At 48.3% G+C, this 11,824-nt stretch carries 16 protein-coding genes; 12 read left to right on the top strand and 4 right to left on the bottom strand.

The features are described 5' to 3' along the window. The first annotated feature begins 103 nt into the window (after positions 1 to 103). From DS739_RS13435 to tnpC, 11 genes are all read left to right on the top strand, one after another. Positions 104 to 544: a hypothetical protein gene (locus DS739_RS13435; RefSeq protein WP_039891503.1), complete on the top strand. Its 441-nt coding sequence runs from the start codon at positions 104 to 106 to the stop codon at positions 542 to 544. Positions 545 to 611: 67 nt separating this feature from the next. Further along, the gene (locus DS739_RS13430) at positions 612 to 1,346 is read left to right on the top strand and encodes a class I SAM-dependent methyltransferase (protein WP_039891505.1); all 735 of its coding nucleotides are present in this window, start codon (positions 612 to 614) and stop codon (positions 1,344 to 1,346) included. 987 nt (positions 1,347 to 2,333) lie between these two features. Continuing rightward, the gene (locus tag DS739_RS13420) at positions 2,334 to 2,801 is read left to right on the top strand and encodes a putative phage abortive infection protein (RefSeq protein WP_050793094.1); all 468 of its coding nucleotides are present in this window, start codon (positions 2,334 to 2,336) and stop codon (positions 2,799 to 2,801) included. A gap of 199 nt (positions 2,802 to 3,000) precedes the next feature. Then, a complete protein-coding gene (locus DS739_RS13415) occupies positions 3,001 to 4,074 on the top strand; it encodes an alkene reductase (RefSeq protein WP_006115447.1) in 1,074 nt (357 codons plus the stop codon). Positions 4,075 to 4,666: 592 nt separating this feature from the next. Then, positions 4,667 to 4,927, top strand: a complete 261-nt coding sequence (locus tag DS739_RS13410) for a type II toxin-antitoxin system RelB/DinJ family antitoxin (RefSeq protein ID WP_003618686.1) — start codon at positions 4,667 to 4,669, stop codon at positions 4,925 to 4,927. Next, the gene (locus DS739_RS13405; RefSeq protein ID WP_003618711.1) at positions 4,924 to 5,217 is read left to right on the top strand and encodes a type II toxin-antitoxin system RelE/ParE family toxin; all 294 of its coding nucleotides are present in this window, start codon (positions 4,924 to 4,926) and stop codon (positions 5,215 to 5,217) included. Before DS739_RS13410 ends, DS739_RS13405 begins: the two co-directional genes overlap by 4 nt. A 131-nt stretch (positions 5,218 to 5,348) precedes the next feature. Continuing rightward, the gene (locus tag DS739_RS13400) at positions 5,349 to 6,611 is read left to right on the top strand and encodes a sodium:proton antiporter (RefSeq protein ID WP_006115449.1); all 1,263 of its coding nucleotides are present in this window, start codon (positions 5,349 to 5,351) and stop codon (positions 6,609 to 6,611) included. Continuing rightward, a complete protein-coding gene (locus tag DS739_RS13395; protein WP_232517493.1) occupies positions 6,611 to 7,060 on the top strand; it encodes a DUF1275 family protein in 450 nt (149 codons plus the stop codon). Before DS739_RS13400 ends, DS739_RS13395 begins: the two co-directional genes overlap by 1 nt. A 68-nt stretch (positions 7,061 to 7,128) precedes the next feature. Further along, positions 7,129 to 7,488: an IS66-like element accessory protein TnpA gene (gene tnpA / locus DS739_RS13390; RefSeq protein WP_012812356.1), complete on the top strand. Its 360-nt coding sequence runs from the start codon at positions 7,129 to 7,131 to the stop codon at positions 7,486 to 7,488. Next, complete coding sequence (gene tnpB / locus DS739_RS13385; protein ID WP_012812355.1) at positions 7,485 to 7,832, top strand: IS66 family insertion sequence element accessory protein TnpB; 348 nt, start codon at positions 7,485 to 7,487, stop codon at positions 7,830 to 7,832. Before tnpA ends, tnpB begins: the two co-directional genes overlap by 4 nt. 63 nt (positions 7,833 to 7,895) lie before the next feature. Beyond that, complete coding sequence (gene tnpC / locus DS739_RS13380) at positions 7,896 to 9,506, top strand: IS66 family transposase (protein ID WP_006115450.1); 1,611 nt, start codon at positions 7,896 to 7,898, stop codon at positions 9,504 to 9,506. 124 nt (positions 9,507 to 9,630) lie between these two features. On the opposite strand, the gene DS739_RS13375 is transcribed toward tnpC, so the two are convergent. Together DS739_RS13375 and DS739_RS13370 are read right to left on the bottom strand one after the other, a co-directional pair. Further along, entirely contained in the window at positions 9,631 to 10,116 is a 486-nt protein-coding gene (locus DS739_RS13375; RefSeq protein ID WP_082823248.1) for a helix-turn-helix domain-containing protein, read from the bottom strand. Positions 10,117 to 10,314: 198 nt separating this feature from the next. Beyond that, positions 10,315 to 10,893, bottom strand: coding sequence for a DUF488 family protein (locus tag DS739_RS13370; RefSeq protein ID WP_006115867.1), 579 nt, complete (start codon positions 10,891 to 10,893; stop codon positions 10,315 to 10,317). Positions 10,894 to 10,928: 35 nt separating this feature from the next. Here DS739_RS13370 and DS739_RS13365 point away from each other — a divergent pair, with 35 nt between their 5' ends. Beyond that, entirely contained in the window at positions 10,929 to 11,144 is a 216-nt protein-coding gene (locus DS739_RS13365) for a DUF2945 domain-containing protein (RefSeq protein ID WP_010512346.1), read from the top strand. A gap of 13 nt (positions 11,145 to 11,157) precedes the next feature. On the opposite strand, the gene DS739_RS13360 is transcribed toward DS739_RS13365, so the two are convergent. Further along, positions 11,158 to 11,430, bottom strand: a complete 273-nt coding sequence (locus DS739_RS13360; RefSeq protein WP_006115868.1) for a DUF1971 domain-containing protein — start codon at positions 11,428 to 11,430, stop codon at positions 11,158 to 11,160. After that, the gene (locus tag DS739_RS13355) at positions 11,427 to 11,816 is read right to left on the bottom strand and encodes a PAS domain-containing protein (protein ID WP_006115869.1); all 390 of its coding nucleotides are present in this window, start codon (positions 11,814 to 11,816) and stop codon (positions 11,427 to 11,429) included. The genes DS739_RS13360 and DS739_RS13355 overlap by 4 nt, the downstream gene beginning before the upstream one ends. Positions 11,817 to 11,824 lie beyond the last annotated feature (8 nt).

Below are 11,824 nucleotides of genomic sequence, written 5' to 3'. Positions count from 1 at the left end.
GATTGATTGCGTTTATCCACTACTTGATTGGGGTTAATGGTCGGCAAACACAATCAAAGCTGGTTAGCTGAAATCTATCCTGCTGAAAACTGAGGAACTCATTATGCAAGTAACGCTCACACTTAACGATCTTAACGCACTTTCTGACAAGGCGCGGCAGGAAATTCAGGAACTTCTGTTTCCTAAAGGCGCAGGGAAGCCTGAAGGTTACGAAAGTTATGATTGGAATAACGTCTATGATCTGACGGAGAACCAGATTGAAAGACTAATAGCTGGTCTTGGAGAGTCATCACGTAACGCATTGAAGGTTATTGCAAGTAAAGGTCCTGCTGTTGATGCTAGAGAATTGGATGAGACAGGAGTTTCTAGCTACGGGTCTTTTCAATCCGGTATTCATCGCCGCCTAAGAAAAATTACGGGAGATGACGACGCCTGCTTATTCACTTTTGACGATTGGAGTGAAGACAAAGATGGTATCGGTCACTTTGTTGTTTCATTAAAAACTCTTGAATCTTTGAAAAACTATTTCAAAAAACAAGATTAATAACAAAAAACGTAATTTGAACCATCTATGCTTGATTCTGAGTATAGGATTTCGATGGAGAAGTGTAATGCTAAAGCGAATGACACCCAAAGAGTATTCAGAATTTTGGGCTCGCGAATCACTCCAATTCCAGAATGATAAAATTTACGAACGCCTTAGCGAAATAGTTCCTGATTTACCTACCCTAGAAATAGGATCTGGAACAGGATGGGGCACATTGGCTCTTTCTAGAAACCGACCAGTCTTGGCCTTCGACAATAATCCCGATCTAATTCGCCTTGCTGAAGCCCGTTTACAAGATTATGGGGCCAATGTTGAGATCTTCCAGTCCGACTTATTCGAACCGTCGCCTCAGCTACTCAGCGCAATCCAGACGTTTAAGCCTAAAGTCGTCGTTGGATGGTTCATCGGTTCTCATCCCGACGATAACGACATGCGAACTTCACCTAACCTCACTTCAAATCAAAAACCAAAAGAATATCGGGAGAATGTTGAGGATAAATTGGTTGCTGTGCCTTTATGCGCACCATCGGTGGAGTGGATTCATACTGCCTTTAGAGCTCACATTCCATACGGGGTCAGCGAAGCCGAAATCATAGAGGGCAATAAGAAAGAGTATGAAAGCTACATGTTTAAAGATACTGGATTTTCTGTGACCGATGTTCAGGTTCTCGATTGGAACCTTGAGGCCAGTTCATTCATGTATGTGCGAAATTCTAATTCCAATTTCTCCATGAGGGGCGCATCGAAGCCCGCAATTATTTCCATATTGGCCAAACGCACAGTCAACCGGCAGCCTTGAAAACTAGGCCCAATCGACATTCAGGGTTCTCAACTATTTTGATTGTGATTTTATAAGTTCCTGTGCTGATGCACCAAGCGGATGAATGTCGATTGGGCCTAATTACATTTCTCAAGAGTGTCCGGTTTTTTATTATATTCCTTGAGATCGGACATTCCGCTATCCCCGCCCGATCTGCCTGTCTGCTCAATGAATGGCAGCAGACAGGCCGTCATCGCCCTCATATTAGACATTCGGACCTCTCAATAACCTTCGGAAAGCAGACATAAATGATCCCTATTTTCATGGTTTGTTTTGTTTGATATAAGGTATTTTCACTGGCAATTTAATTGTAATATAGTATTTTTTAAGGGAGTTTATTTTTATGATTTATAAGATCATATGCTCATTCGATAAAATAAATAGTATAATTTTATCTTTTGTTATTTTTATAATTTCTCCAATTCTTTTTGTTCTGATATGTTCCGTATGGCTTTTTTGGGGGGCAGATGAAAGCCTAATCTACAACTATATTACAAAATCGACATCTAAGTTTGACGACTATTCTATATTTGGAGCGTGGGGAGATACATTTGGAGCGTTTAATGCACTTCTAACAGCATTAGGCTTTATAGGAATTGTTATAACAATTATTTTACAATATATATCGTTTAAAAACGATAAAAAAATACAAACAAACAAAATATAGAGTCTTTAATATTTAAACAAATAAGTGTTATAAATGATCTCAGAAAGGAAATAACTTTTTCTTTTCCAAATAACGATCCAGACCTTAATAAAAGCATAACATCTTTTATTGCAAAACAAAAAAGGGATGACGTTGTTGTAGAGTATAGCGTTTTTGGAAAAAAAATATTTAAAATATGCGTAAATCCTATTTCTTTACTATATAGAGAGAAGAAATATTTTTTTGGTGAAATTCCGATCATAATATCAAAACGAAAAAATAATATATCAATATCTCAAGGAAAAGAAGCTCTTAGGCTTTTGGAGCATTATATATCAGTAAAAATAAACCAAAAAGAGAAGAAAAAAGAAAAAATAGATACTCAGGCAATGGTTTCCATATACATAAATGCATTTCATAAAAATAATGAATATAAAAATGGTGCTTATTTTAGAACTCTATACTATATTTTAGAAAAAATAATGAATGAAAAATATCTATCAAATAAAGAAAAAGAAGAATATGGAAATTTAATTCGAGGACAAATGTCTTCTCCAGAGTGTAGTATTATAGCTATAAACGCACTAGCTCCTTTTTCGAAAGATTTATATGATATAGTTATATACTTTAGGCTTTTGAAATATGTAACAAACCCACATATTAAAAAACATTTAGAACTATTTTATCCAAAAAAAGCTTTTTCTGAAAGGAAAAGTATAAGAAATTTCTTCTTAAAAAGATACATCGATAAAAAGAAGTTATCTACAATTAAAAGCCTTCAAAAATGATTTTTTATTTACACTTATAAGTGCCTATTTTATTGAAAGCAGACATTCTCATCTCCCTCCCAAATCTGCCTGTCGGCTTCACCAATTCAGCAGACAGGCAGTGCTCACCTCAAGTCAGACGAGGTTGTAAGCCTTCTGTTGTATTCCTCGTGAGGCTTCCCAAATTCATAGGAACTGCATCTTTTAAGAAGGATCTGTCATGACCAGCCTGTTTGAGCCGATTGAACTGGGAAGCATTTACGCCAAAAACAGAATTCTCATGGCGCCGCTGACACGCGGTCGGGGCACCCGTGATCATGTGCCCACCCCCATCATGGCCGAATATTACGCGCAACGGGCCGGAGCCGGTCTGATCATCTCAGAAGCGACCGGGATCAGCCGCGAAGGTCTTGGCTGGCCGTATGCGCCGGGCCTGTGGTCGCAGGAACAGGTGGAAGCCTGGAAGCCCATCACCGCCGCAGTTCACGCCAAGGGCGGAAAGATTGTGGCCCAGCTCTGGCATATGGGTCGGATGGTTCATTCCAGCGTGACGGGCCAGCAACCTGTGTCCTGCTCGGCGACAAAAGCGCCTGAAGCCCTCCATACGTACGATGGCAAGCAGGCTCCCGAAGTCGCCCGCCCTCTCACCAAGGAGGACATTGCCCGCATCCTGAACGACTACGAAAATGCTGCTCGCAATGCCCTTCAGGCAGGCTTTGACGGTGTGCAGATTCATGCCGCCAACGGTTATCTGATCGACGAATTTCTGCGGGACGGCACCAATCATCGTTCCGACGAATATGGCGGTTCGCCGGAAAACCGCATCCGCTTCCTGCGTGAAGTCACCGAACGCGTGATCGCAACGATTGGCGCGCACAAAACGTCAGTAAGGCTGTCCCCCAATGGCGATACGCAGGGCTGCATCGACAGTCATCCAGAGCAGGTTTTTGTGCCGGCCGCAAAGCTGCTGAATGACCTCGATATCGCTTTCCTTGAACTGCGCGAGCCCGGACCGAACGGCACGTTCGGCAAGACCGACCAGCCCAAGCTGCATGGTCCGATCCGCGAAGTCTTCAGGAAGCCGCTGGTTCTGAATCAGGACTACACACGGGAAGAAGCGATCGAGACAGTCGCTACCGGTGTTGCGGACGCCATTTCGTTTGGTCGGCCTTTCCTCGCCAATCCGGACCTCGTGCGTCGTCTGGAAGACAATCTGCCCCAGAACAAGGACGATATCCGCACCTGGTACTCGCAGGGTGCAGAAGGCTATACGGATTATCCGCTTGCTCGCTGATACCCTATTTTTCCCGCAAGTTCCTTCCAATGGAAGGAACTTGCATTTGAACTATAGAAAATATTTAGCCGCCGACGTGATACTTGTCGTGAAGTAGGCGAAATCACCTGAATAGTTCTACTCCCTGCCATGAATGTGAACACTGCGAAAGGCTGTTTTCGGTAACTCTATCCCGATAGCCGACTGTCTGTTTCCCCCCCATTGCTGACGTAACTTCCGCCAGAATAAGCAGTTAAATTCTCACGAAACCAGCCTGATGTTTTTATCATTAATCAGTGGATTTTTATGGCCACAGCAGAACATTATCTGGATTAAATGGATTCATAAGCCGCTGATCCGTAATAACTTTGATTATCATTATCTAATGGATTTCGACATTTTTTCGGAAACCAGAAGATAGTAATAAATTCCCTTGCCGCACGGAAACGCCCGCAACGATGCCGACAGACCCAGACATTCCGCTGTCGCCTCTTTTCTGCCGTTTCCGCAACCGATCAGGTTTCTCGAATGCAGACATCAGCATCGACCATCTTTCGCTTCATTTGTACCAACAGATGTGATACATATGTGCATACACGCAAGGAGGCTTTGTATGTCTGCTGTTACATTCCGGGTAGATGAAACGCTGAAGGCAGCCGCAGTTAAGAAGTTGTCGGCTCAAGGCATTTCACTTTCTGACGCACTGCGCGATACGCTCGCGTATATTGCTGAAACGGGTCGCTCTCCCGTCAAGCGGAGGCTTGTCACAGACGAGGATGCGGAGCTTATCGAGATTGTGCGCGAACGCCTAAAAAACCCTGCCCAAAAGCATCGTATGACTTTTGCAGAGCTTAAGAACCGTCATCGCGAATGAAAGAGTATTGTCTTGAATTCGACGACAGAGCACTCAGAGAGTGGGATGCTCTTGACGGCAGCGTGCGTAAGAAATTTGAAAAGAAGCTGGAAAAGCTGATCTGGAACCCTCACTCTCCAGGAAACGAACTGCATCGCGACCTATCAGGGTTTTATAAGATCAAGCTTCTGAAAGATGGTTACCGCCTTGTTTATCAGGTCATCGACGAACGGATCGTCATCTATGTAATTGCCGTTGGCCGGAGAGCCGATAATGAGATTTATGAACTGGCTTCGAAGCGAACAGAGTGAATTTACTTTCTTGGTAGAAAGTCAGCTCCCGCCCTCATTTTTGCCATTCAATGCCCGGTTAAGTTTCTCGAATAACAGACTATTCCCGGTTTTTCTTGACGTGAGGCGCCAGGGCGGCCAGCGATGAGGCCATGGATACAATCAGTCTTCTTGCCCTGCTCCTGACCTTCTCGGCAGGCTTCAGCATTCTCAACCACCACACATTGCGTGTTCCTGTCACGATTGGCGTTCTGGTCTTCTCATTGCTGACCTCGCTGTTGGTCATGATCCTGAACCCGCTGATCCCGGCCTATGATCTTCAGGCTCTCCCACGATCCGTGCTCGGTGCCATCAATTTGCCTGCGGCACTTCTGAACGGTGCCCTTTCGCTGCTGCTTTTTGCGGGAGCCATGCAGGTGAATGTCGGACATCTGCGCGCAAAGCTGATGTCTGTAACAGCCCTCTCTATTCTGGGAATCGTTCTGGCCGTGGCTTTTCTGGCGGTCGCGGCGTGGTGTGTTTTCCCCTTTCTGGGGCACGCCGTTCCCTTTACATGGTGCATCGTACTTGGCGCCATTCTCGCTCCGACAGACCCGGTTTCAGTCGTGGGGATGCTGAAACGTCTCGGCCTGCCAGGACCGATACAGGCCGTTTTTGCGGGTGAGAGCCTGTTCAATGACGGCGTGGGCGTCGTCATTTTCGGTGTGACGATCGGGCTGGCGACTGGAGACAGTCAAGGGGTGGGCGCTTCTGAGATTGCCATGAGCTTCTGCCGCGAAGCGCTCGGTGGTGGTCTTCTTGGAGCGATAACCGGGTGGATCGCGCTTCGTGTGCTCAAGGCGCAGCGTGACCCGCATATCGATCTGCTGACCTCGCTGGCTCTGGCGACCGGAACCTTCAGCATCGCCAATCAGCTAGGGATGTCCGGAGCGATTGCCGTCGTCGTGGCCGGACTATGTTTCGGAACCAGTTACAGCCATTCCGTTTTCGATGAAGTATCCCGCAAGGAACTCGACATTGCATGGACGCTGATTGACGAAGTGCTGAACGTGCTCCTGTTCATGCTCATTGGCTTTGAAATATTGGAGATCACGCCGCATCTGTTTACGGTGCTGGCGATGCTTGCTGTGATCCCGCTGTCTATTGCCGTGCGGGCATTGAGCGTGCTGTTCTCCACCCTGCCGGTTCATCTCCGGCAGTGGGAACGGGGCCGTGTTCTCGGTATCCTGACATGGGGCGGCCTGCGTGGCGGCATCTCGGTTTCTCTGGCGCTTGGCCTACCACCCGGAGACCTGCGCGACCTGCTACTGCCTGTTTGCTATGGTGTCGTGGTGTTCACCATCATCGTGCAGGGTCTGACCATGGAGCGGGTCGCCCGCAGGCTCTATCCGTCAATCGCTTCCCGGTCGCAATAATGCCCTCCTCCCTTCTCCCGGTCTCGATTTCCGCCCGGCGGGTTCTCATTCTCGGGCTTGTCGCAGGCTATGTGGATGCCCTGAGTTTCGTCGATCTGGGCGGTGTCTTTGCAGGCGCGATGACGGGCAATACCACGCATATGGGCGCCTCGTTTATCAGCGGAAACTGGCACCATGGCCTGCTTCTGGTGGGTGTGCTGGGTGTCTTTTTCCTTGCCGCCATCCTGTCCGGCCTGATGCGGCTGTTATGGTCGCCAGCTTATGGTGTCATGGTGATGACAATCTTCATGGTTCTGGCACAGATCGTGCATGGATCCTCCCTACGCTACTGGGGCGAATTTCTCGTGCTTCCGGCACTGCTGGCTGTTCAGGGCGAAACGATCGCGAAATTCTCCGGCACGCCCATGCCCACGATCGTCGGTAAGCGGCCGCTTGAGACCGCCTTATGAGTGAGGATTGTGCCTGGTAAGTTACCGTCGTTAACGACGTCGTTATTGACGTTGTTTGGGAGGTAGCTATGGCTCAAGAAATCCTGATTGGCGTTGAACGCCGTCGCCGCTGGTCGGATGAACGCAAGCTTGCGATACTGGCTGAAGTTGGTGTGGACGGGGCAAGTGTATCGGATGTGGCCCGTCGGCATGACCTGACCCGTCAACATCTTTACCAATGGCGGACGTCTTTCCGCCAAAGACTGTCTTCCCCGGATCAGTCTGTGGCGTTTGTTCCTGTCGCTGCAGTGAAGACACCTGCTCTGGTCTCTGGCGATGATAATGAAGGGCTGGCCATTATGCTGCGTAATGGCCGCAGTATCAGGGTGAGTGGACATCCTGCAGAAGAGTTTCTGGCGAAGATCATCCGGATTGCCGAGACAGCATGATTGGCGTGGGCAACGGTGTGCGCGTCTATCTGGCCTGCGGGGTTACGGATATGCGCAAGGGGATATCGGGTCTGGCTGCACTGGCACAGGACGTGCTGCGTCAGAACCCGACATCAGGGGCGCTCTTTGCCTTTCGTGGTCGCCGTGGGGACAGGATCAAGCTTCTGATGTGGGACGGTCAGGGGTTCTGTCTTTATTACAAGGTTCTTGAGAAGGGACGTTTTCCATGGCCCTCGCCGGCAGAGGGCGTTGCACGCCTGACAGCCGCACAGATGGCCATGCTGTGGGAAGGCATGGAGTGGAGACGACCTTCCTGGTCTGCGCCACCGTCTCGCGTGGCCTGATTTTTATGGCGTGATCGTGCAGAACCTTTTGTCTTTTATTGGGTTTTCTGCTATTTTTTCATAATGACGCATGCGCCCGCGGTCCTGCCTGATGATCCGGATATCCTGAGGGAAATGATTGTTTCCCTGCAGACCGAAGTGGCTCGGCTTTCCGCTTCAGCCCGTGCGTATGAAGCTCTTGTCCAGTCTCTCAAAATCCGGATCGCGCGTCTTCAGAAACAGAAATTCGGGGCCAGTTCAGAAAAGATAGACCGTGAGATTGAACAGCTCGAACTGCTTCTTGAAGATGTGAAAATCGCCATCGCGGCAGCCGATCCTTCTCCTGACATCAGGGAGCACGATGACAGCGATGGTGTGGTCTCTTCCCCCAGACGGCGCGGCAAACCAAAGGTTTCCGACACGACACCACGGGAGCGTATTGTTCTCGACCCGGGCGAGGCCTGTCCCGCCTGTGGCGGTCCCCTACGCCTCGTTGGCGAAGATGTCACCGAAATACTGGACTTTATTGCGGCAAAACTGAAAGTTGTCGAAACGGCACGGCTGAAGAAATCCTGCCGTCATTGCGAAACAATGGTACAGCCTGAAGCACCGTCGCGCCCTGTCCCACGGGGCATGGCTGGCCCCGGGCTGCTGGCCCATATCCTGGTCTCAAAATTCGATGATCACATTCCGCTTTATCGTCAGAATGAGATCTTTTCCCGTCAGGGTGTGGACATTCCCCGTTCAACCCTGATCGACTGGTGTGGTCAGGCCGTTGCCGTTCTGCGTCCTCTCACAGATCTGATCCGTCAGGATGTCGTAAAGGCAGACCTGCTGCATGCCGATGATACACCCATCCAGGTTCTTGATCCTCGCCTGCGTCAGGCTGGGAAACCACGTGGTGTGAAGGAAGGGCGGATCTGGACCTATCTGCGCGATCCCCGCCCCTGGGGCGGGAGTGATCCGCCCGCCGTGGCCTACTGGTTCTCTCCCGATCGCAAGGGGATCAATCCCCAGACCCATCTGGCACAGTTCCGGGGCATTCTGCAGGCTGACGCCTACGCGGGGTTCAGGGATCTGTATAAACCCGATGCAACGGGAACCGTGCATGTGCGCGAAGCGGCCTGCTGGGCTCATCTCCGCCGGGCCTTCCATGATGTCTGGAAGGGCAGTGATTCGACAATCGCAAGGGAAGCACTTGAACAGATCGGAGAGCTCTACGATATCGAGCGCCAGATCACCGGACACCCGGCCCCGTATCGTCTGGCTGTCCGACAGGAACAAAGCCGCCCCCGTGTCACAGCATTCCACGCATGGTGCGAAACACAGCTTGCCCGTATCCCTGGAAAGGGGGAACTGGCAAAAGCGATCCGTTATGCGCTCAACCGGTGGAAGGCCTTTACCCTGTTCCTCGAAGATGGTCGTGTCGCCATCGACAACAATCCTGCCGAACGGGCCATACGGCCCGTATGCGTGGGGCGAAAAAATTATCTCTTTGCCGGATCCGACACCGGGGGCGACAACATCGCTGATGCCATGACGCTTATCGAAAGCGCAAAACTCTCCCGGCTTAATCCGCACGATTACCTCGCCGACGTCCTGGCCCGTATCAACGAGCACAAGATCAACCGGCTCCACGAACTGTTGCCATGGAACTGGAAACCCGTGAATACACTGCACAGGCAGGCCGCATAATCAAGGCGGCCCAGAGCGGCCGGTTACGATCGTCGTGACAACAAACCTGCTGAAAGCCGCATCGGGAATTCCAGCTCGTCGACCAACCATGGCGCATCATGTCAATCGGGCTGCGCGATTGCGCTCATAGGTTATAGCAATCAACGGTTGGTATAATGTGCCCGCAAAGACTAATTAACTGAGCATAATTTAAAATCACTATTTCCGAACCGTTTACTTCTAAAATTTCACCACGAAACCGTGTTATAATACGGGATAAATTTTCAGGTGTCATGCGAAGCTCGGCTGCCACCAAAGATTTGCTATGCGGAAGTACGACTTTTTTTCGATTGTCCTGTATAATGGAAAGTTTCACGAGATAACAGAACAAACGCTGTGAACCACTACAATGATAATAACAACTCGTCTGATTGATGTTATTCCTAAATTGTTTTGCAACATATTCCAGCATAATACGCGCGAACGATGAATGAAAAGAACACAATACGTCTATAATATTTGCATCAATCTGAAGCATCGTCGCTGCTGAGGCACAATAAGCTTCCAGAAGATAAGGTTGTCGTGTTACGACCGCTGCAGGAAGAAGAAAGTCACCGGTTATCATACTCATAACAGTGATATTTTCTTTCTTTTCTGGATGCGGACTCCTTAAGTGTATGATGCCATCAAACACAATCCACAAATTTTTTGGTTTATCGTTTTTTTCACAGATGACAAAAGAACGCGTTTTTCACGCTTTGAAACACCATCAAAGAGTCTCAGAGCGCTGAACATTTCTTCAGGTTCCGATGGAATATTCTGATTTTTATTATGACTTCTCATCATTTTGGACACATACGGACTCTGGAAGAGGATACGTTAAACAACCTGTTGGTTCGACAACAGCACCAGGCGTAAGAACGCCTTCCTGCGTGTTCGTCAACGACAGGATATGGATCACCGTCAAACCTTTAGAAAGAAGATAATCTGAAATAATGCGCCGATGACACCGCCACCAAAGAACCTCTGCGCACATTAAAACAACCGTTTCATATCGGCTCGCTTCGATTAAAGTTGCTAGACCTTTCTGAAATTCATCGCTTAAAGCATAGTCGGCATAATTATGAAAACTTTGCACACGCCAGAATGCATTAATCGTAGGTGCAACGGTTCTAGACCGCGGACGTCTCCCGCCTAACTCCGGAAAATGACGATAAATAACGTTTACTTTCCCAAGCGCTTCAGACAGGACATTACCATTGTAATCCCGATTACGCCTGGAATACGGAAACGCACGAACATCCGCCACGAATGTAATATGATAATGACAAATAAGTGTTATAAACTCGTCAAGGGAATGCGTAGAGTGACCAATCGTATAAATCGTCTTACATTTAACCTTGGTCATTTTACAGTGTCTTCGGTTGCATAAGGAAAATTACCATGTCTTCACAAACCTTCAGAATTGGCGACATTGTTTCATGGAACTCTGAAGCCGGTTATGTCACAGGTAAAATTACGAAAATTCACACATCACCATTTCTCGTCAATGGGTATCATCATCATGCGTCAGGCCAGGAACCTCAATACGAGATTGTCAGCCAGAAAACTGGGCATATAGCATTTCACAAAGGGTCGGCCCTACAGCTACAGATGTAAGTGTTCATATACTTCACAAAGAATGAACTGGATCAGAATCGTAAAACTCCAGTTTTAGCCGGACCAAACCAGATAATTTTAGGTAATGCGTCTGCTCCGGTTTGATAAGGCCTGGTTCACAAGGTGTCAGATGCCTGACTTCTCCAGTGTCAACGTACACGAGCGTCGCAGTTCCTTCCAGAATACGGATAACTGCCCATACGCCAGCCTTCGTGGCATGACGCTGACGCAGACCTGCGGGAAGAGTTATCTCATTGAACTCCGACGTAATACGATACGGTTTCATGGCTGCTTCCTGATATCACGAAAAACAACCTTTATCGCATCGATATTTCCACTATGGTTTCTTATGATATCCATATTGAATATAACAACAATCTGCGAACCATTCCGTCTTAAAGCCGGCACGGTGAGTGTACGATCTGAATTAAAACCTGTTACTCCCTGCTCCACGACATAAGACCAACCTTTCCAGTGCCGTTCACGTAATTTTTCCGGTATAATCAGATCAAGTGACTTCCCAATAGCTTCCTCCGCCGCAAAACCAAACATCTGAACTGCGTTGTCATCCCACAACTCGATGATGCCTGAGCGATGGACCCGGACAATCGCATCGTCACAAATAATGGGAGAATTCTTTTGATCTGTTTCAGCAAAACTTAAATTCGGCATGGAACATA

The organism is Acetobacter sp. JWB (genome assembly GCF_003323795.1).
In the GTDB taxonomy this organism is placed as follows: Bacteria; Pseudomonadota; Alphaproteobacteria; order Acetobacterales; family Acetobacteraceae; genus Acetobacter; species Acetobacter oryzifermentans.
Note: the sequence above shows the minus strand (reverse complement) of the source record. Positions and strands in the feature narration are given on the sequence as shown.